The organism is Bradyrhizobium sp. WSM2254, from assembly GCF_000472645.1.
Lineage (GTDB): Bacteria > Pseudomonadota > Alphaproteobacteria > Rhizobiales > Xanthobacteraceae > Bradyrhizobium > Bradyrhizobium niftali.
Window position 1 is genome coordinate 78345 of sequence record NZ_AXAB01000012.1, and the last position, 19264, is coordinate 97608.

The 19264-nt window shown below is 61.6% G+C and carries 20 protein-coding genes and 1 pseudogene; 5 read left to right on the forward strand and 16 right to left on the reverse strand.

Translation table 11 applies throughout. The features are described from left to right. Positions 1-24: 24 nt before the first annotated feature. From A3M7_RS43875 to A3M7_RS0108670, 11 genes are all read right to left on the reverse strand, one after another. Positions 25-1149, reverse strand: a complete 1125-nt coding sequence (locus A3M7_RS43875) for a maleylacetate reductase (protein ID WP_084301880.1) — start codon at positions 1147-1149, stop codon at positions 25-27. A 168-nt stretch (positions 1150-1317) separates the two neighbouring features. Continuing rightward, positions 1318-2322 (reverse strand): helix-turn-helix domain-containing protein, encoded by a 1005-nt coding sequence (locus A3M7_RS0108625; RefSeq protein WP_156936841.1) that lies wholly within the window; start codon positions 2320-2322, stop codon positions 1318-1320. 38 nt (positions 2323-2360) lie between these two features. Further along, the gene (locus A3M7_RS0108630; RefSeq protein WP_027543560.1) at positions 2361-3563 is read right to left on the reverse strand and encodes an ABC transporter substrate-binding protein; all 1203 of its coding nucleotides are present in this window, start codon (positions 3561-3563) and stop codon (positions 2361-2363) included. A 146-nt stretch (positions 3564-3709) separates the two neighbouring features. Then, entirely contained in the window at positions 3710-4603 is an 894-nt protein-coding gene (locus A3M7_RS0108635) for an SDR family oxidoreductase (RefSeq protein WP_027543561.1), read from the reverse strand. 192 nt (positions 4604-4795) lie between these two features. Then, positions 4796-5095, reverse strand: a complete 300-nt coding sequence (locus tag A3M7_RS0108640) for a DUF1330 domain-containing protein (RefSeq protein WP_027543562.1) — start codon at positions 5093-5095, stop codon at positions 4796-4798. Between the two features lie 104 nt (positions 5096-5199). Next, the gene (locus tag A3M7_RS43880; RefSeq protein ID WP_063629428.1) at positions 5200-6276 is read right to left on the reverse strand and encodes an alpha/beta hydrolase; all 1077 of its coding nucleotides are present in this window, start codon (positions 6274-6276) and stop codon (positions 5200-5202) included. An 18-nt stretch (positions 6277-6294) separates the two neighbouring features. Further along, positions 6295-7545 (reverse strand): acyl-CoA dehydrogenase family protein, encoded by a 1251-nt coding sequence (locus A3M7_RS43885; protein WP_198033726.1) that lies wholly within the window; start codon positions 7543-7545, stop codon positions 6295-6297. Between the two features lie 55 nt (positions 7546-7600). Then, complete coding sequence (locus tag A3M7_RS0108655) at positions 7601-8848, reverse strand: MFS transporter (protein ID WP_049823282.1); 1248 nt, start codon at positions 8846-8848, stop codon at positions 7601-7603. A 45-nt stretch (positions 8849-8893) separates the two neighbouring features. Continuing rightward, positions 8894-9523, reverse strand: coding sequence for an NADPH-dependent FMN reductase (locus tag A3M7_RS43890; protein WP_049823283.1), 630 nt, complete (start codon positions 9521-9523; stop codon positions 8894-8896). 300 nt (positions 9524-9823) lie between these two features. Beyond that, positions 9824-10759 carry a helix-turn-helix domain-containing protein gene (locus A3M7_RS0108665; RefSeq protein ID WP_084301882.1) on the reverse strand — a complete coding sequence of 312 codons (936 nt, stop codon included), beginning with the start codon at positions 10757-10759 and terminating at the stop codon, positions 9824-9826. A gap of 17 nt (positions 10760-10776) precedes the next feature. Beyond that, positions 10777-11637: a helix-turn-helix domain-containing protein gene (locus A3M7_RS0108670; protein WP_027543565.1), complete on the reverse strand. Its 861-nt coding sequence runs from the start codon at positions 11635-11637 to the stop codon at positions 10777-10779. 181 nt (positions 11638-11818) lie between these two features. Between A3M7_RS0108670 and A3M7_RS50395 the strand changes: the two are divergent. The 5 genes and pseudogenes from A3M7_RS50395 to A3M7_RS0108690 all read left to right on the forward strand — a co-directional run. Next, a pseudogene (locus tag A3M7_RS50395) lies at positions 11819-12370 on the forward strand (AMP-binding protein); the annotation flags it as partial. Between the two features lie 69 nt (positions 12371-12439). Next, a complete protein-coding gene (locus tag A3M7_RS0108675) occupies positions 12440-12865 on the forward strand; it encodes a hypothetical protein (RefSeq protein WP_245284220.1) in 426 nt (141 codons plus the stop codon). Between the two features lie 319 nt (positions 12866-13184). Then, on the forward strand, positions 13185-13394 hold the full coding sequence (locus tag A3M7_RS50405) for a hypothetical protein (RefSeq protein ID WP_027543567.1): 210 nt from the start codon (positions 13185-13187) through the stop codon (positions 13392-13394). 86 nt (positions 13395-13480) lie between these two features. Continuing rightward, positions 13481-14437, forward strand: a complete 957-nt coding sequence (locus A3M7_RS0108685) for a helix-turn-helix domain-containing protein (protein ID WP_027543568.1) — start codon at positions 13481-13483, stop codon at positions 14435-14437. Between the two features lie 112 nt (positions 14438-14549). Continuing rightward, complete coding sequence (locus A3M7_RS0108690; RefSeq protein WP_027543569.1) at positions 14550-15083, forward strand: 2,4'-dihydroxyacetophenone dioxygenase family protein; 534 nt, start codon at positions 14550-14552, stop codon at positions 15081-15083. Between the two features lie 39 nt (positions 15084-15122). Here the strand turns inward: A3M7_RS0108690 and A3M7_RS0108695 are convergent, their stop codons facing one another. Genes A3M7_RS0108695 through A3M7_RS0108715 form a run of 5 tightly spaced genes read right to left on the reverse strand, consistent with a single transcriptional unit; the run spans position 15123 to position 19263 of the window. After that, positions 15123-15881: an SDR family NAD(P)-dependent oxidoreductase gene (locus A3M7_RS0108695; protein WP_027543570.1), complete on the reverse strand. Its 759-nt coding sequence runs from the start codon at positions 15879-15881 to the stop codon at positions 15123-15125. Between the two features lie 56 nt (positions 15882-15937). Continuing rightward, positions 15938-16648, reverse strand: coding sequence for an ABC transporter ATP-binding protein (locus A3M7_RS0108700; RefSeq protein ID WP_027543571.1), 711 nt, complete (start codon positions 16646-16648; stop codon positions 15938-15940). Further along, a complete protein-coding gene (locus A3M7_RS0108705) occupies positions 16645-17364 on the reverse strand; it encodes an ABC transporter ATP-binding protein (RefSeq protein WP_027543572.1) in 720 nt (239 codons plus the stop codon). Before A3M7_RS0108705 ends, A3M7_RS0108700 begins: the two co-directional genes overlap by 4 nt. Beyond that, entirely contained in the window at positions 17361-18392 is a 1032-nt protein-coding gene (locus tag A3M7_RS43895; protein ID WP_049823301.1) for a branched-chain amino acid ABC transporter permease, read from the reverse strand. The genes A3M7_RS0108705 and A3M7_RS43895 overlap by 4 nt, the downstream gene beginning before the upstream one ends. Before the next feature lie 7 nt (positions 18393-18399). Continuing rightward, positions 18400-19263, reverse strand: a complete 864-nt coding sequence (locus A3M7_RS0108715) for a branched-chain amino acid ABC transporter permease (RefSeq protein ID WP_027543573.1) — start codon at positions 19261-19263, stop codon at positions 18400-18402. Between the last annotated feature and the right edge of the window lies 1 nt (position 19264).

The window sequence follows — 19264 nt, forward strand, 5'->3', positions numbered from 1 at the left end:
GTGTTGTCCTCGATCTGATGAGCTTCAGTGCTGCGCCGGCGCATCGCCGCGCCAAGCTGCCGCGATCAATTGCTCGATCGGGCCCCGGTCGATCGGTCGCGGGTTGGCATAGGGGTTGCGCACAGCCATCTCCGCGGCGCGTGCGATGCCGTCCTCGGGCATTCCGATGTCGGCGAGCGCGCCCGGCAGCGTGAGCTGCCGAGCAAGGTCAAACAGGCCCTGCGGTGCATTGGCGCTGTGCAGGGCCCGCGCGACGCGAGTCATGGCCTCAGGCGCGGCGGCGGCGTTGTAGGCGGCGGCGTGCGGCAGCACGATCGCGTGAGTTTCGGCATGCGGCAGGTTGAACATGCCGCCCAGCACGTGGCAGAGCTTGTGGTGCAGCGACATGCCGACCGCGCCGAGGCAGATTCCGCACAGCCAGGCGCCGTAGAGCGCATCGCGACGGGCGCCGGGATCGGCGGGCGCCACCATGATGCGCGGCAGCCCGCGCGCGAGCGCGGCGATGCCATCCTCCGCCATCAGCGAGGTCAGAGGATTGGCGTCGGGCGCATAGAGCGCCTCGACGGCGTGGGCGATCGCGTTCAGGCCGCTGGCGGCGGAGATGTGCGGCGGCAGGCTGACGGTGAGATCGACGTCGTAGATGACGGTATCAGGCACCAGATCCTGGGAATGCTGCGTGGTCTTGATGCCGTTGCTGGTCTCGCCAAGAATCGGCGTCATCTCGGAGCCGGCATAGGTGGTCGGCATCGCGATATGCGGCAACCCCGTGCGCAGCGAGAGCGCCTTGCCGAGTCCGACCGTCGAGCCACCGCCGATCGCAACCAGCCCGTCGATGTCGCGGGACTCCACAATCCGAAGCGCTTCGTTGGTGACTTCAACCGGCGTATGCATGCGTGCGCCGGCAAACAGTCCAGCGAGCCTATCACCGAGGCCTGCGCCAAGCCGTCGCCCGAGATCGTGCTGCTCGCTTGTGGTTAGCACCAGCGCCCGCTTGATGCCGAGGCGCTCTGCCTCCTCGCCGAGTCGCGCCGAGGTGCCGGTACCGAACAGGACGCGATATTGCTGCGAGCAATAGGCAAATGCGCCCTTGCCGGCATCACCGGCCGTCGCAACGGGCGCGCCTCCGGCGCCGGCCAGCGCGATGCTCATGGCAATCCTCCCAAGCCGGCGAACCGGCGATCTCATGTCGTTGGGAGGAAGCTAGGCGCGAGCTGCCGCGGCGGGCCTGCACGAAACCGAAGAAAATCTGCACAAAACCGGAAAAATAATGCAGGGCCGAAACGGGACTTCGACCGCCGGGGCCGCGATCAGCGGAACCTAGTGGCTGTGCCGGTATCGTCCGGGTGTTATGCCAGTAAAGCGGCGGAACATCCGCGTGAAATGCTCTTGATGGGAGAAGCCGCACGCCAGCGCGATCTCGGCCAGACTGAGGGACTCGTCATCGAGCAGCGCCCTCGCGCGCTCTATCCGCAAATTGAGCAAGTATTGATAAGGCGAGACGCCGCTGGTCGCCTTGAAAAGCCGCACGAAATACTCGGTGCTGCGGCCGCACAGCTCCGCCAGCTGGTCGAGGCGGATATCGCTATCGATATTCGCATCGACGAATTCGCGAATGCGTGCCATCTGCCTACCACTGAGCAGGTTCGGATGCTTGCCGGCTTCCGTGCTCGGCTTGTGGAAGTTGATCGCCACGAAACGGTTGGCGATTGCTTGCGCGATCGGATCGACGAACAGCGACGAGGCCGGCAGACCACCGGTGATGGTGTCACCAATCGCCGAGGCAAGATGCTCCAGCACAGCGTCCGGATCGCCGAGCATCGGCGCAAGGCCGCCGATCGCGCCGGGCGACCCGTCAGGGCCGGCGAAAAGGGAGGAGCGCAGATAGATATGGGTGGATTCCAGCGGTTCGCGCAGGAGCACGTTGCATGCATGGCCCGCCGGCAGGAAGAAAACGCCACCGCGCGGGATGTGCCGAGCGACCGACTTGCCGTCCATGACATACGTGATGTCGACCGGACCGCCCCGATGCAGCACCATCAGATTGTCTGAAAGTGCGTGGAAGTGCCCCTCGAACGGCCGTTCGCGCTGAACCGAGGCAAATGCGGACGACCAGCCGAGCCCTTCGCTCGAGCCACGGAATTCGGCCTGGAAGCGGTTCAGGACGCCGTGCGTCTCCTGCACCCCAAAATTCGACGTCGCCTGCATCCGACAGACCAAGGGCTCGAGGCTTCGGTGCCGCGGAGTAAAACCCAATGGCCATCGATTTTCAATACAATCGCGCCCGTCGTTTGCTGCAGCGCAACGGCAACGCCGGCGGACCAACTTGCCTCGACATCATTGCATGCGGTTCGATGTCGACGCTACTTGGTCGAGAGCACCTCGCCGAACCGCTCCCACTGCTTGCCGGTGAATCGCATGAACTGCAGCTGCTCGACCGGCAGATGGTCACTCTCGCCGGTATTGACCTTGATGCCGGGCAGTAGCATCGGCAATTCCAGATCTTTGATCGACAGCGCCTGCCGCAGGATGTTCTCGCGGCTCAGGTCGTTGCCGGCCGCCTTGAGCACGTGCTCCAGCACCATGCCGTTGTTGTAACTGTTGACGTAGTTGGAATCGCGGATGTCGCCGTCAGGCACGTATTTGGCCATGTAGTCGCGCCATCCCTGCACGCCGGGATCGTCCGCCCATGCCGGATCGAGCGGATCCTTGACATAGGCGCTCGAAATGATGCCGGTGCCGGCATCGAGCCCGGCGGGCTCCATCACCGAGGACATCCATACCGATACATTGGTCACGAACGTCATCGGACGCCAGTTGATCTCGTAAGTCTTGCGGATCGCCTGCGCAGCGAATTTCGGCGTCGCGGCGATCACGAGCGCATCCGCGCCGGTCGATTTGAGCTTCACGATCTGGGAATCGACCGTCGGCTCGGTCGTCTCGTAGGTGGCCGCCGTGACGGCCGTCTCGTAGCGATCGCCGAGCACGTCCTTCAGCCCGGAAAGGTAGTCGCGGCCGAAATCGTCGTTCTGCGCTAGCACCGCGAAGGTCGCCTCGGGTTTCTTCTGCAGCGCATAGCGCGCATACAGGCGGGCCTCGTTGCGGAACGGCGCCATCACGCCCATCAGCGCCAGCGGAAACTGCGCGGGATCACCGAACTTGGAGGCGCCCGAGGCGACGAACAGCTGGGGCACCTTCTTAGCCGCCAGATATTTGGCGATCGCCGTGTTATGCGCGGTCCCCATCGTCGAGAAGATGAACGAAACTTGGTCGCTCTCGATCAGCCGGCGCGTCTGCTCCACGGTCTTGGGCGGCACGTAACTGTCGTCGAGCGAGAGCAGGTTGACCTTGCGGCCGTTGATGCCGCCGCGGTCGTTGACCATCTTGAAATATGCGACCTCGCCCTTGCCGAGGATGCCGAAGGCGGACACCGGCCCGCTATAGGGCATGGTCTGTCCGATGCGGATCTCGGTGGCGGTGATGCCGGGCTCGTCTTCGGCTACAGCCGGCGCCGCGAGAATGGACCAGACTACGTACAGCCCTGCAGCTGCGATAGCGCTTCGCATCGACACCTCCCTGATACGCCGCGCTGAGAGCGGCTGTTTGTCCGGAGCATAGTTCGCCCCGCTTCTTGCGACGTCTTTCGAATCACTCGGCTGCGAGCGGGCGTCCAATGGAGATAGGCACGGTCCTCGCGCGCCAGATCGAAGTTCTAGACAATGCTCGCAGCCAAGCGCTTGGCCTCCCTCGTCGCTTGCCGGCGCATCGCTTCGAACTGTTGCCGTTTCGGATCAACGTCTCGATCAGTGGGGAATGCCTGAAGTATCTCTCCGAACGATTCTGCGACTTCGTCTTTGAATTCCCCGTGCGGAAGAATGTATGGCTCGTTCCGGACGATTCCTTCGACCACCCGTTCGCCTACGGCGAGAGGATCCATCCCGGCTTCCAACGGCGAACCGCCGGCAGCGAACGGGCCGCCCGCCGATTGAGCAGAACCGAACCTGTTGAGGTGAAGCGTCGTGTCGACGAGACTGCTGCGAACGAGGCCGGGACAAAGCAGCGAAACGCCGATGTTGTGCGGTCCGAGCGCCATACGCAACGACTCCGTCAGGCCGCGCACCGCGAACTTGGATGTCGAGTAGATGCCGCCGGGATTTGGAAGAGCGAGGATGCCGGCCATCGAGGAGGTGTTGACGATGTGACCTTCTCCGTGCGCCCGAATCCGCGGAACGAACGTCGCGACGCCGTTGACGACGCCGCCGACGTTGATGTTCATGACAAAATCCCAATCCGCAAAGCTCGCGTCTTCCATAGCCACCATGCTCGATACGCCCGCATTGTTGCAGAGTATGTGGACCTTGCCGAATACCTTTTCGGTCTCCGTCGCGGCCCGTGCCATTGACTCGCGGTCGGTAACGTCGAGACGGATCAGATGGTAGTTCTTGTTGGAGCGATCGAGGGCGGAAGCCGCCGCATCGAGATGCGATTGACGGACGTCCGCGATAACGACCTTCACCCCATGTCGCAGGAACGCACGGGCCATTCCGAACCCGATCCCACTCGCGCCTCCCGTGATGAACGCGACCTTATCTTCGATATCTTTCATTTGATGGTGCTCCTGATCCTTGCGCACGCGCCTGGACGTCATCGCGCCTTCTCGAGCATGAGCGAGAAGGTGGAGTGCAAGCTCCGGCGCTACGGCTACGGACACTGACCGGCATACTGTGGAACGAATTAGCGTCTCCACCTCCGGTTAGGCTCTTAATCGCAAGTTGCCAGACCCCGCTGCGGATCGCTCTTAGCCCTCGTGGCTCTCGATCATGACGAAATCGGAGGTGCTGGCTTCGTCGCGAATCTTGGCCGCAGCCCGATACTCGGGTGAGTCGTAGCAGGCCTTGGCTATTGCGTAGCTTTCGAACTCGATGACGACGTGGCGACGCCCTTGAAGTGCGTCGCCGTGCACTTCGCATGCGCCGTTTCGAACAAGGAACCGCGCCCCGTACTTCTTCAACGGTCCGGCGTTGGCCGCGATGTAGTCCTTGTAGCGCTCCGGGTTCGTGACGTTGATGTGACCGACCCAATATCCCTTCTTCGCCATCTCACACTCCTCTTGCGCTAACGGTCTGCTGACAAACCGGACCACCTCACTCGCACCTTCCAGTCACCGCTTCACCACAAGTGCGCCGGCGCGAAACATTGAATTTATATTGGTCGTGACCCCACATGTTCCGAGATCCACCTTTCCAGAAAGGCAGCGATGTCATCGCTGTTCTTTTCTTGCATCATCAGGTGGCCGTTGCCGCGCAGGCCGTGGTCCTCGAGCCGCAGATGGACGGCTCGCACGCCTGCCTGAACGAGATAATCGACGGTGCCGTGGTCGTGCATGGACCAGGCTGACGCCTCCGATGTCACGACAGCAACGGGCATCGATGCGAGGTTGGGAAGACGCCTGGCCGGCTCTTTCTGAACGAAGCAGTCCGCCAGCCCCGCCTTCGGAGCCTTGCGGATTTCGCGCCGCAGTTCAGTTGGGCCTTTGAGGGGCGGATCGAACGTCATTGGGATCGCAGTGAGTCCGTAAGAAAGGTCGCCCAGCCCCATTGGCAATTGGGCGAAAGGCGGCCCCATTGGCTCAACCGCGACAATGCCTTTCACCAGGTGCGGTCGACTATCGGCCACAAGCCAGCCGAACGGCGCGCCCATGGAATGGGTGAGCAGGATCGCTGGACCGATACGATCCAGCAATTCGGCTCCGGCTCGCTGCATCAGCTGTTGCGTCTGTGCCAGGAACACAAGGAAAGGACCTTGGGTCGCGATGAATTGGTCCAGAACTGGATCGCCGACGACGCCGGAACCAGGCCACTGATTGTGCTTTTGCGCGTTCGTCCAGCTGTTCGGCTGCTTGCCGGGCGCGGTAAACAGCGTCATAGCAAACTCGTATGTCAGCGGAGGTGTCATGGGACCCAGAGCCTCCGGATGCAGGGGTGAGCGACCGTGCCCCGGGCGGTCGACGACGTAGACCGCGTAACCCTGTTTCAGAAAGTAAGTGGCCCATCCAGGCCGTCCATCGGCAGTACCGAGAAAATCCGTTCCCTGCCCCCCACCTCCGTGCACCATCACGATGGGATATGGGTGCCGGATGTGCTCCGGGATCTGATATTGTACGAACATCTGGCCCGCAGCGATGGTACCATTCGGTGTCTGCTGGCGGACCAAACCGGTCCAAAAGAATCCCTGATCTGCCAGCACCAACGGCGCAGGTTTTGCTTTAGTTTGGGTCACGTCCCCCTCCGACTTTCTTCAGAGATCCAGAAAACCGGTCGGCAGCCCGAGATTGCTGCGACCAATGTACTTCGCGAAGGTCATGTATTGGGAGGACATGTGTCCTCGATACATCTGGGCGTCGCCAAAGTATCGAAGCATCCTTGAGCCCTTCCGCGCCGCGGTCGACCCGGCGGTCTGGAACAAGAGTTCGATGGCGTCACAGGCAAGACGTGCGCCGGTCTGCAGCATTCCCCACAGTCGCAAGTTTTCCTCCACGGAGGCTTGCAACCCCGTCTTCGCCCACCGCTGGCAGTACTCCATGTGCTTACGCAAACCCTGGAGCAACACGCCTTCGGCTGCATCGGTCAACGCTATCGCGCGGCCATAGTTGACCTGGAAATCAGTCTCGAAGGCACGCTTGATGAAGGGTGGAACAAATGTGTTTTGCGAGAACAGGATATCGCGATATTCATCGATCGCGGCGCGCGCGGCCCCGATGATAGGCGATGTCAGGGACGCGTGATAAGGACCCATGAGAACGCCGAGATACATAGGGTTGCCATGCAATCGCGTTCCGGGCGTGCCATCGGAGAGATCCTGCTTCACACCCAGCGCGTCGAAGAACGCGGTCATGTGCTCGGGCACGAAGACGTTGTCCAGCTTGACGCTGTTCGAGCCGGAGCCGCGCATGCCCAAGGTGCGGTCTCCACCCCAGTCGCTCAGAATTGGGTATTGCCCCCGCGGCACAACGAAGTTCAAAATGCGTGGCGGGAACGACGTTTGAAGCAACGTTGCGCCCAGGAAGTGCGTGCTGTGCGGTATTCCCGACGCATACGGCCATACACCATTGATGATGTAGCCGCCCTCGACCGGCAGGCACGTGCCCCCGGGGGCAGCTCGGTGCGGTGACGCGAAATGTCCGGATGAACCGAAGATTTCGATCTGTGCAGCTTCCGACCAGTGCGAGGCTATGACGGGCGCATGAGAAGCGGCCAACGTCAAGCACCACCCTGCGGCCGGATGACCCCGCGATATCTCCACCATGACGCGAAAAAATGTTTCGTAATCGAACTCGTAGCCACCAAACATTTTGGGCTGCAAGATCCGATAGAATCCAGCATCGATGAACTTCTGTTGGATTGCGTCCGAGTAATGTCCTCGCTCATCAGTTTCGTCCTGCGATTCCCGCAGCAGCGTTCTCATCGAGGCCGCGCGGTCCACCAAATCCTGCGGAGTGAGGTGAGGTTCCGGTACCGGCAGGCTCTTGGGCATGGCCTGAACGTTCATTTCCATCTCCTGATAGTTCCGTTGAGTGCGGTTGCGGCTAGCCGGCGATAGGGATTCATGCCGGCGAACTCACAATCATTCTTTTGTGGCGCTCAAGCACCCGAGGCGCAGTTTCGTCCAGCATCAGGCAAAGCAAGCCTGCACAAATACAAAGCGTAGCGGCGATCCACATCGAGCTGGACGGACCGAACACGTCGGAAGCGATCCCGGCGAGGGCCGGGCCCGCGAAGCCGCCCGCGAGCTCGCCAACCCCCATGATGAAGCCAAGCGCAGTAGCAACATGGGTCGGCGGGATTGTCTCGGACGGCACAGTGGCCATGAACAACGAGAAGCTGCCAATGGCGAGATTGCCGACACCCATGAGCAACACCATCAAAGGCAAAGGTCCGTCGAACATTACGGTTGTCACCGGAGCAATCACGGCAACGAAGCCTGACAGGATGAGAATCGGACGGCGGCCAAAGCGATCCGACAGCGCCGGTACGATGATTGAAGACGCGGCCGTTGCGATACCGGTCGCGGCCACGGCAACGCTCATCGCGCTGGGCGACAACCCGCGAACCTGCACCAGGTAGATTGGAAGGAACGTTATCTGAATCAGGAGCCACGACACCATCAGGCAGCTCACGATCGCGCAAACCCAGATGTTGCGATGTTTCAGCATCGTCAAAAGCGGAATCGTGTTGCGCGCTGACGCGGCCGATATCGGGGGGGCAGCCGACGAAGGTTCACGGACAAATGCGACAATCAGGGCCGCCACTACAAAGCCAGGCACCGCCGCAATGTAGAAAGCACTTCTCCAGCCGTAGATCTGCCCAATTGCCACGAGCACCAAAGGAGCGGCAAAATTACTTAGGAGCGCGCTGAAGAAATTCTGCAAAACGCCCATGTTGAAGCCGCGACGGTGCTCCGACGATTCCGCGGCCATGATCGATTGTGCGATTGGAAGTACAGGCCCTTCCGCAAATCCCATAACGAGGCGCGCGGCAAGCAACGTCAGAAACGAATTGGCGAGACCGGATCCTACCGAGCAGATCGAGAAGATCACTATCGCGCAGACAAGGAGCGTTTTACGATTTTGAAAATAGTCCGAAAGGGTGCCAACGGCATAGCCGGCGATTGCCCAGGTCAGCGCGAGACCACCCGCGAGGGCACCCAGCTGGGTGTTGTTCAGCTGCAGCTCAGGCACCAGAAATGGAGATAGAAAGTTCAGCGCCAGACGGTCGAAAAATACGAAGCCAAACGCGGCTCCCATCAAGACGACAACGAGATTTTCATAACTAAAGATGCGATTCTTGTTCATGATTCCTCCCTAGTTTTTCCCGTTGTGGTTGTTTGCGGCCGCGTTCTAGGCGCATTGCGCCGGCGCGGCTTCTGATATTTCCTGAGGCGCGAGCCCATTGCGCCGGCTCTCATATAGCCGCCGCATTTTCGCGAACTCGACGACCTGCTCGGCCACGAATGCAAGCTGTTGCGCTATGATTGGATCACTGCACGCACCATCTGCGGAAAATGGCCTCTGCGTGGTGTTAATCACCGCTGAAAATGGAGTCGGCCAACCGCGCAACGCGTGAACGATGGTCCGCAGAGTTCCCAGCGTCGCTCCCATGGCTTGGGGTCCGCCCGCGCATACGATGGCGCCGACAGCGCGTCCGGCAAGATAGCTGCGGGCGTCCGCGCGGAGATCCTCGGTGTAGTCCAGTGCGTTCTTGACCAGGCCGGAGATCGAGCCATGATAGCTTGGGGTGGCTATGATGATGCCGTCTGCGGCGCGCAGTGCTTCGACTAGCGACGTCGCACGCTCCGTACGTTCAATGGCGTCATAGTGAGGGAGATTCAACGATTGCCCGGCAAAGATCTGCGTTTTCGCACCGAGTCGCGCAGCTTCCGTCAACGCCAGGCGGAGCGCCCTCTCCGAGGTTGATCCGTCGCGCAACGTGCCGCCGATCCCGATGACGAGCGGAGAACAGTCCTTCATCGCGGCGGCCCGCTTTCCTGCGCAGCACGATCACCCGAGGTGCAAGGCGCCTCAAGCGAATGCTGGCCAATTCGGATATGCGAGCACCCTCGCCCGGCATCGAACAATGCCATGCGCGTCTCTCCCTATCATCGGCGCCGTGATTGCGTCTGGCGCCTCTTCGTAGGGTGAAAGTAGGACGTGCCGGGTGGCTAAGCCTGCACAAACCGGACCGGTTTGCAGGAAACTGACACAAAACTGTCCTCTTCGTTTACGGGAAACGAGCCAGCGTTCAGATCGGAAGGGCAGACCGTGGAGTTCTTAATTCATTGCCCGTCGATAAGCGCCCGGCGACAAGCCGGTCATCCGACGGAACGTGTTCGTGAAATGTTGCTGGTGCGCAAACCCGCATTGCCTTGCGACTTCCGCGAGGCCAATGTTTGGATTCGTCAGGAGCAGTTTCGCACGATGAATTCGCACCCCCACAACGTAGCGGTGAGGAGAAACGCCCAGCGAAGACTTGAACAAGCGTATGAAATACTCGGGGCTTACGCCGCAGATCGCAGCTAAATCGTCCAGCTTGATGCAATCTGCGATGTTGGCTTCGACGAAGTCACGAATCGAGCGGACGCTACGTGTACTCAGCTGGCGTTCCACAGCACTCGGCGCCTTCTGCTCCCGTGCATTGAGCACGACAAGGCGATTGGCTATTGCATGCGCAATTGAATCGGCCAGGAGGGAACACGAGGTATCACCCTCACGCACCATTTCTTCCACCACGGCCAGGAGATTGCTGGTTAGGGGCTCCGGCTCACCCAACAAGGGCAAGAGGCCAAGATCGGAGTTCTGCGGTTTACCTTCAGAGCCAGAAAACAGTTCAGGACGCAGATACACGTGGATCGACTCCAACGGCGTATTTAGCGTCACCTCACAGTCGCGGCGCGGCGGTAGGAAAAAGATTCCCCTCTCCTGCAAGTGCCTGGATATAACACGTCCATCGATCCGATAGGTGACATCGACTGGTCCACTAGCTGCAGTCACCAGCAGGGCGTTGGCATTAGCTTCGAAGCGGCCCCTGAACGGCTCTTCCCGCTGAACCGATGCGAACATAGTCGACCAGCCGAGCCCCGCACTGGATGCCTCGCGTTTCACGGCGAACTGTCGCAGCACGGAATGGACCTCGCCTCCGTCGAAAGGCCGCACGGTATGCTCATTTTGCGCTGCGGCTGGCGACGGTGGATCGGAGCGTTTCTGCATTGGCCCTGGCTGCTTGTTCAGTTGACGTTGCGACGGTACCGACCGGGCGTTTGACCCGTCAGCCTGCGGAAGGCACGCGTCAAGTGTTCCTGATGGGAGAAGCCACAGCGCAGCGCTATCTCAGCGAGACCTTCCTGGTCTTGCTCGATCAATCGCTTGGCCCGTTCGACACGTGCCGCGATCACATATTGGTATGGTGACTTGCCGGTCGTTGCTGCAAAAGCTCGAACGAACGACTTTGTGCCGATGCCGCACGCGCTGGCCATCGCAGCAAGGGTGATCTCACCCTCAAGATTGGCTTCTATGAAATCCTGAAGGCGCCGAAGTTCGTAGTCAGGCAGCCCAGCGGTCTGAACCTGCCATGGTTCGCTACTCCGGCTGATCGCGGAGACCCTGTTCGCAAGTGCCCGCGCTATCGGATCGATGAAGCGATCTGAATTCGAGACGTTCTCGCAAACCGCCTGCTCAACCGCCTGCGCCAGATGCTGTATAACCACATCCCGTTCCACCAGCAGCGGTGTAACAGCGTGGACAGGAACTAAGTTTGCGCGGAGATAAATATGGAGAGTATCCAGCGCCCCATGCAATCCCACCTCGCACGCATGACCTGCCGGCAGAAAAAAGATGCTTCCTTTTGGTATGCAACGTGAAGTGACGTGCCCGCCGGATGCAAAGGTCGTTTGCACGGGGCCGCTGCGGTGCAACACGATAAGGTCGTCAGCGATCGCTTCGAACCGTCCCTCGAAGGGATTCTCCCTTTGGATCGACGCGTAAATCGAAGACCATCCGTGCCCCTCACTCGTGGCACGAATGTTGGCCCCAAACCGCTGCAGAACGCCGTGGGTATCGGAGCCTCTAAACTCGCGCTTGGCTTCCATCTCGTGCTCCGCGTGTAGTTTGACGGGGCCCGCTGCAGCGCAATATGCGCCTCGTGGTGATGAAGAATAATTCCTTATAACAACAATGCTCTAAGCACGCTATGTCTTCGTTTGGTTACCCCAGAGGAAGCTGCCGTCGATCTGCTCGCCAACGAGCAGGAACTGGGCTGCCTCGAAGCCGATCCCGTATGTTGGTGAATATTATGCGCCACGACACGAGTCCGTTTATCTCCACACTAGCCCCCTCTTTCATCTATCTGGGTTGACGCACACACACGGAATCACACTGGCCGCCGGTACTCATGTTTTTCCCGGCTCCACCAAACCTGACGATGTGTTCGCATCGATCGCCAATCACGGTGTAAATGTTCTAGGCCTCGTGCCCACCTACCTCGCCACACTCCTCGAGAACGCCTCGGGCCATAAGGCAGCACTTCAGCGCATCGAACATGTCGGATACGGAGCGTCGCCGATCAGCGAGCCCCTCTTGCGGCGCGCGATTCAAGAGCTGCCAAACGCCTCTTTTTAACAGGTTTACGGGCAGACGGAAGCCGGAGGTTCCTGCCTGACGCTGCCGCCCGAGGCCCACAGTCTAGAGAAATCGAGGCGTGAGCGACTGAGCATGGCCGGCATTGCGCTCCCCGGATTCGACGTTCGCATCTTCGGCGACGACGACCGGGAATGCATTCCTGGTGAGACAGGCGAAATCGTTGTACGTGGTGAGGGTGTTATGGCTCGCTATTGGCGAGATCCTGCACGCACATCGGAGGTTTTGCGCAACGGTTGGCTGAGAACCGGCGACATGGGCCGTCGCGACGAGGATGGCTATATCGCTGTGGTCAGCCGGTTGAAGGATTTGATCATCACGGGCGGAGAAAATGTCTACGCTGGCGAAGTGGAACGCGTGCTCGAAGCCTTGCCCGGGGTACGGAGCTGCGCGGTGGTCGGCGTTCCAGATCCGTATTGGGGCGAGGCGGTGCACGCCTTTGTCGTGCGCGAGCCGGGCGCTAGACTGACCGAGCCCGACATTAGACAGTTCTGCCGATCCCATATCGCCGCATACAAATGCCCCAAAAGAGTATGGGTCGACGACAAACCACTGCCCTTGACGGGAGTGGGTAAGATCATGAAGAGCAAGCTTCGGGAGCAAGCGCTCGCATTGATCAAGAAAGGCTGCTTCGACCATTCTCAGCAAGCCTACAACCTCGTCCGCCTGAGTGAAGAATGAGCGTCCGGAACGGCAGAGCCTTCGGCCCTCAGGGGGACGTTTCTTGCGAGATATGCGCATACTGGCGGCGATGGATTTCTACTGGCGCCAGCGCGACTCTCCGCCGAAGGGCTGAGAGACGGGTGGGTTCATACCGGTGATGTCGCTCGTGTGGACGAGCGCGGGTAGATGTTCATCGTCTATCGCAAGAAGGACCTCATCATCTCCGGCGGATTCAATGTCTTTCCACGAGAAGTGGAAGATGCTCTGACCAGTTGTCCGGGAGTAAGAATGGTTGCAGTAGCCGGTTTGCCTGACGATTATTGGGGCGAAGCTGCCTTTGTTCGACCGCTTCCGCGTGGTCACACTGGCGCTGCCCTCGCGCGACCATCTCGACGCCTTGTTGCTGGCGATCATCGCCGACCTCGCCCGCGCCGCGGCCCCGGCGCCCGCTGGATTGCCCCTTGATGGCGATAAACACGCGCGTGATCAAGATCAGCTCGCCGGCTGGATCCTGATCAAGACTTTCTGGCGTCCATCCGCGATCTGATGGACCGTTGACAACGCTGTTATAGCCCTTAGCGTATTTCCACAACGACCGCGAAAAGGTCGCCGGAACGCGAGGGCGGAGGGGACATGCAGCTTCAGGAATTCAGAACCTGGATGCCTGAGATCTGGGGCCGGACGTGTTTCGACGAGTGGGCGGGGCGCCTGCAGTCTGTGTGTGGCAGCTTTAATCCGCAGCCCGTTCGCGAGACGGACATCGTCAGGGGCGGCACGTCGGTCATTTCCGCTGCCGGAATGGAGGTCGTGCAGGTCGCGGCGGACGTCCACGCCGTGTCGCGAGAACAGCGCGACATCCGGCTCGACGGACGCGAACACATGTTTCTCCTCCTCCAGCTCGAAGGCACGTGTGGGATCGAGCAATTCGGTCGCCAGACTGCGATCACTCCCGGCGAGTGCATCCTGGTCGATTCCGCGCGCCCGGTTAAATTCCATTTCGATGGCCTCTTCAGTAATCACCTGTCAGTCCACCTGCCGCGACAATTGCTGCTGTGCGAGCACATCCATGAAATTGAAATTTCGCATCGCCTCGCCGCCGACGATCCGATGTCGATCATGTTGCGAGCCTTGGTCACCAAGATGCTGCATACGAGCGCGACCGATCACCGGGCACCACACCTCAGGCAATTGCTCCTGCAAGCGATCCGCAATGCATTTGCGCCGGCTTCCTTTGAGCAATCCGCTATCCCGAACGAGCGCTGCGAGGAGCGATTGGAGCTTGCGCAAGTGCTGATCGACCGCCACCTCACCGAGAGCGCCTTGTCTCCGCACTGGATCGCCAGCAAGCTCGGAATATCGCTACGCACGCTACAGGTCGATTTTGCATCGCTCGGCGTGACCGTCACCTCCTTCATTCGTGACCGCCGCCTGCGGCTCGCGCGGGATCGCCTGGTCGAGATGCGATGCGGCTCCGAGACCGCGACCATCGCCGAGATCGCCCTCGCCTCGGGATTCAACGACATCTCCTACTTCAACAGGTGCTTCAAGAAGGCGTTCGACTGCTCGCCTACGGACCTCGCCCGCAATTGATCAACCTGCGCCCGAGTCCAACTCCCGCCGCGCTATTTTCCAAGACAGGGATCATGGCCACGCCGCAACTTTGACGGAACACGGTTTCCGTCAAAGACACAGGATATGGGCAATGGCAGAGGCACCCACGGCCGAGTTCTGGAAGGACATCAACCCGATCCAGAAAGTTTTCAAGCCCGACGCCCTACCCGACGCCTACGTTTCCAACGCACCGATCGACGATGAGCGCTACTACGTTCCATTCAGTGAGACGGTCTCGTCACGGCCGCTGTGGATCTCGCCAACGCAGAACAAATGGTGCGACATCCTCTGGGCAAAGAAGGCCGGGCTCGTCAACCGCCACTATCACCCGCACGAGGTGTTCGCCTACACGATCTCGGGAAAGTGGGGCTATCTCGAGCACGACTGGACGGCCACCGCCGGCGACTTCATTTATGAAAGCCCCGGCGAGAGCCACACACTAGTCGCCTACGATCATCCCGAACAGATGCGCGTCTTCTTCATCGTCAGCGCGCCGCTGATGTGGCTCGACGACAGCGGCAATACGACCGGCTATTTCGATGTTCATAACTACATCGAACTCTGCAAGGCGCACTACGAGAAGGTCGGCCTCCGCGCCAGCGAGATCACAAAACTGTTCCGCTGAGGCCGGCGCCGCTCGCCCGCGCGGCCACGGCTCTTCGCCTCATGCGCTCATGCCGCCATCGACCATCAGGCGCAAGCCGGTCGTGAAGCGACTTTCGTCCGAGGCCAGATAAAGCACGGATTGCGCGACTTCCTCCGGCGTGCCGTGCCGGCCGAGAGGAATCATCGCATTGAAGAATTCCGCCCCGTCACGCTTGATGACGTTGGCAAGGTCAGCTTCCACCGAGTGCTGGAAGGAGTTGTCGATCGGGCCAGGATGGATCGTGTTGACACGGATTCCGCGCGGCGCGAGTTCCTTGGCGAGGCACCGCATCAATCCGATCTGCGCGTGCTTGGCGACGATATAGCCGTAGACGCCGGGATCTCCGCGCACGCCGGCCACGCTCGAAGTGATGATCACGCTACCGCCGTCGCGCATACGCGGCGTCGCGTGCTTGCAGAGAAGGAACGCTCCCTTGACGTGAACGCTGTAGACAGTGTCGAATACGACCTCCGGGTAGTCGGCGATCGGCGCGACCGAGCCGAAATTGCCGGCGTTGCTGAACAAGACATCGATCGGTCCCAGCCTCTCCGTCACCTGATCGACGGCGTCGGCCACCTCCTGGTCACGGGACACGTCCGCGACGAGCGAGAGCACCGGCGCGCCGCCGAGCCGCTCCACCGCGCGGTCCAGATCGGCCTGCCGCAGGTCGATCAAGGCAACGCGTGCGCCTTCCTCCAGGAACAGACGCGCCGTCGCCGTGCCGACACTCCCAGCACCGCCGGTCACGACACAGACCCTACCCTCAAGACGCTTCATCGCACCCGCATCCCTTTGTTTCGCACCACCAACTCCTCCCCGTCGTCCGCCATCCCCTACGCCAGATAGGCGCTGTGAAGGATGTCGGGATTTCGCACGAGCTCGCCCGGCTCGCCGTGGAAGCAGATCTTCCCTCGCTCCATCACGTAAGCGGCATCCGCGATCTTGAGGGCGATGTGGGTGAACTGCTCGATGAGCAGGACCCCGATGCCCTGCTGCGCGAGCTTCTGGAGCACCGGAACGAGCCGCGCGACGATGACGGGCGCCAAGCCGAACGACAGCTCGTCGGCGAGCAGATAGCGTGGCCTAGAGATGATCGCCTGCGCTAGTGCCAGCATCTGCTGCTGGCCGCCGGACATCGTGCCCGAGCGGGACTGGAGGCGAGCACGCAGCTCTGGAAAGGTATCCAGCGCGGCCTCGATCGCCGGCTTGGCCTCGGCCCGCGGGAGATGGCTTCCGGCCACCTTGAGATTATCCTCGACGCTGAGATCACCGAGCACCTGATGGCCCTCCGGCACCGCGGCAACCCCCAGTGCGCGGATCGCTTCCGGCCGCAGGCCCGCGATCAGCCGCCCATCGACGAGAATCTGACCCGCGGAGACCTGCAACGCGCCGGCGATGCCGAGCACTAGGCTGCTTTTCCCGGCGCCGTTGGCGCCCAGAAGGGCCGTGATCTTGCCAGGTCTCAGCGTGACGTCCACGTCGTGAAGCACAGCCTTGCCGCCGCGCTGAAGATTGACGCCCTTGACTTCGAGCCCGTCGCTCATACGCCCTCCTCGGCGACCCCGAGATAGGCCGCGCGCACCTTCGGATCGGCCAGCACGGCAGCCGTCGGCCCGTAGGCGATCTGCGATCCGAAATCGAGCACCAACGTCGCCACGCAAGTCGCGGAAATCAGGTCGACGTCATGATCGACGAGGAGGACTTGGGCGCCGCAATAGTCGTGGATGCTCCTGATCACGCTCCTCAGATGCTCGCTTTCCTCCTGGGAGAGCCCGGCTCCCGGCTCGTCCATCATGACGAGCCGCGGCCGCCCGACGGTGGCGCGCGCGATCTCGACCATGCGCCGGTCATAGGCGTTGAGGTCTGATCCCATCACGTTGGCCTTGGCCGCCAGATCGACGAAGTTCAGCGCTGCCTCGATCAGCTGCCGTCTCGGACGGCCGTCGGTCGGGACGTTGTCGAGCACCGCAGCGACGTTGCCGGCCGCGGTCAGGTTCTCCACCACCTGCTCGTTCTGGAACGTGCGCCGGATGCCGAAGGCCGCGCGCTTGTGGAGCGCAACGCCATCGAGATTTTCGCCGTCGATCTTCACGGTTCCAGCCGCCGGATGCACAAATCCCGAGAGCACGTTGATCAGCGTGGTCTTGCCCGCGCCGTTCGGTCCCACGAGGCCCGTCACAGGCTCAGGCAAGGTCGCGGTCAGTGCGCTCAATCCCCGCACACCACCGAACAAGACCGTCAGATTGTCGATCTCGATCATGGGGCGGCACCGGATTTGCCGGAAAGTCTCTTTCGAAGCGCCGCGGCGGTATCCTGGATCTGCCCGGCGATGCCTTGCGGTGCCGTTATCAGCGCATGGAGCAGGCCTGCGCCGAATACGATCGTGGCAATGTTTCCATCGACATTGAAATCGTTCAGCAGTGCGGGAAAGCCCCGCAGCATCAGGCCTGCGATGATCGGGCCCATCCAGCTATAGGCGCCGCCGACGATCGTCAGCGCGAACAGCATGATCGACTGGCTGGCCGGAAAAGCGGACCCGTCGAGCTGGCCGACGCCGCCGGCAAGCAAGCCGCCTGCAATCCCCGCAAGGAAGCCGGACAGGGTGAAGGCCCACACCTTGTAGGCGACGATGTGGACACCACCGGCGAGCGCGCAGACTTCGCTGCGGCGTATCATGGCCCAGGCCCGGCCCGGACGTCCGCGCATATGCAGAAACACGAGGCCGTAGCACAGCGCGAGCACGATCATCGCATAGCGGAAATAGGCCTCGTCGGTTGCAGCGAGTTGCGGCCGCGCCATCATGATGCGTGCGCCCGTGCTCTTGCCCAAGATACCGGAACCGCCGTCGGGGAAGCCGAACGCGCTGATGGGCACTTGAATTGCGCCCGCCATCATCAGGGTGATGATCGCAAGATAGAGCCCGCGCATCCGTAACGCCGGCAGGCCGACGACCAGACCGAAGGCGGCCGCGACGACGCCGCCGGTCAGCAGTGCGAGTTCAAAGGGCACGCCGAGACCGTGCGAGATGCGCAGCGCGAACCAGCCGCCGACGCCGAGCAGGCCATATTGGGCGAGCGACACCATGCCGAGCTGGGCGAACAGCAGGCTCACGCTGAGGCTGCCGATCGCGAGCGCCGTCACGGAGATGAAGGTGCGCAGCCAATAGTTCGAGAGGATCTCGGGCAGGACGACGACGATCGCCAGCGCGACGAGAACCGCGGCCACCCGCTTCAACCGCACGCGCTTGGCGTCCACGAGCGACGTGTATGCAAGGGTCTGATCCGTCACGTCGCGCTCACCGGTAAACAAACGTGAACTTGCGCTGCATCCACAGCAACGCAGCAACCGCGAAGACAAAAGGCACCGCCGTGCGGAACGGTCCGACCACCGGCACCGGCGTGAGCAGCGCCTCGCAGACCCCGATGGCGACGCCTCCGGCGACCGTTGCCGGAAGCGAGGAGAACCGCCCGATCACGGCGGCCGAGATCGCGGGGATGACCGCAAAGGTCAGCGTCTGGCCACTGAGGCGCTGGAGGTCCGCGAGCAGAATGCCGCTGACCCCGGCGAGCGATCCCGAGATGATCCAGGCATAGCCGTCGGCACGCAGCACGCGGACGCCGAGCATCGCGCTGAGATCGCGATTGTTGGCGAGCGCCCGCATCTGGAGCCCGAGCCGGCTGCGGGCGAGGAAGACCATCACAGTCACGGTCGCAAGCACGGCGAGCGCGAAGGCGACGGCCCGCGTCGCGGTGATGCGCACGCCGATCAGTTCAAAACTCATCGTGTCGGTCGGCAGCCGCAGCCGCCGCGGGAGCTCGCCCCACACATAGCCCATGAAGCCGAGCAGGATCAGCGCGACGCTCAAGGTCGCGACCGCCCGCATCACGGGATCGCTGAACGCCAGCCGCGGCGCCAGCACGCGGCCATAGAGGAACGCCAGCACGGTCGACACCATCACGCCGGCGCACCAGGCCAGCGGCCCCGGCCATCCATTCTCGACGATGGACCAGGAGACGAAGGCAGCCAGGGCGCCAAGCGCGCCCTGGCTGAAATTGACCACGCCCGATGCCCGGTAGAGCACGACGATGCCGACGGCCGACAAGACGTAGGTCGCAGCCGTTGCGAGCCCCGAGACGAAGAAAGGCGTAAAGTCAGGCATG

Excerpts from the sequence above, each read along its gene's own strand:
- A3M7_RS43875 (WP_084301880.1), bottom strand. The coding sequence starts at position 1,149 with ATGAGCATCGCGCTGGCCGGCGCCGGAGGCGCGCCCGTTGCGACGGCC.
- A3M7_RS0108630 (WP_027543560.1), bottom strand. The coding sequence starts at position 3,563 with ATGCGAAGCGCTATCGCAGCTGCAGGGCTGTACGTAGTCTGGTCCATT.
- A3M7_RS0108635 (WP_027543561.1), bottom strand. The coding sequence starts at position 4,603 with ATGAAAGATATCGAAGATAAGGTCGCGTTCATCACGGGAGGCGCGAGT.
- A3M7_RS0108640 (WP_027543562.1), bottom strand. The coding sequence starts at position 5,095 with ATGGCGAAGAAGGGATATTGGGTCGGTCACATCAACGTCACGAACCCG.
- A3M7_RS43885 (WP_198033726.1), bottom strand. The coding sequence starts at position 7,545 with ATGAACGTTCAGGCCATGCCCAAGAGCCTGCCGGTACCGGAACCTCAC.
- A3M7_RS0108655 (WP_049823282.1), bottom strand. The coding sequence starts at position 8,848 with ATGAACAAGAATCGCATCTTTAGTTATGAAAATCTCGTTGTCGTCTTG.
- A3M7_RS43890 (WP_049823283.1), bottom strand. The coding sequence starts at position 9,523 with ATGAAGGACTGTTCTCCGCTCGTCATCGGGATCGGCGGCACGTTGCGC.
- A3M7_RS0108665 (WP_084301882.1), bottom strand. The coding sequence starts at position 10,759 with ATGCAGAAACGCTCCGATCCACCGTCGCCAGCCGCAGCGCAAAATGAG.
- A3M7_RS0108670 (WP_027543565.1), bottom strand. The coding sequence starts at position 11,637 with ATGGAAGCCAAGCGCGAGTTTAGAGGCTCCGATACCCACGGCGTTCTG.
- A3M7_RS0108675 (WP_245284220.1), top strand. The coding sequence starts at position 12,440 with ATGGGCCGTCGCGACGAGGATGGCTATATCGCTGTGGTCAGCCGGTTG.
- A3M7_RS0108685 (WP_027543568.1), top strand. The coding sequence starts at position 13,481 with ATGCAGCTTCAGGAATTCAGAACCTGGATGCCTGAGATCTGGGGCCGG.
- A3M7_RS0108690 (WP_027543569.1), top strand. The coding sequence starts at position 14,550 with ATGGCAGAGGCACCCACGGCCGAGTTCTGGAAGGACATCAACCCGATC.
- A3M7_RS0108695 (WP_027543570.1), bottom strand. The coding sequence starts at position 15,881 with ATGAAGCGTCTTGAGGGTAGGGTCTGTGTCGTGACCGGCGGTGCTGGG.
- A3M7_RS0108700 (WP_027543571.1), bottom strand. The coding sequence starts at position 16,648 with ATGAGCGACGGGCTCGAAGTCAAGGGCGTCAATCTTCAGCGCGGCGGC.
- A3M7_RS0108705 (WP_027543572.1), bottom strand. The coding sequence starts at position 17,364 with ATGATCGAGATCGACAATCTGACGGTCTTGTTCGGTGGTGTGCGGGGA.
- A3M7_RS0108715 (WP_027543573.1), bottom strand. The coding sequence starts at position 19,263 with ATGCCTGACTTTACGCCTTTCTTCGTCTCGGGGCTCGCAACGGCTGCG.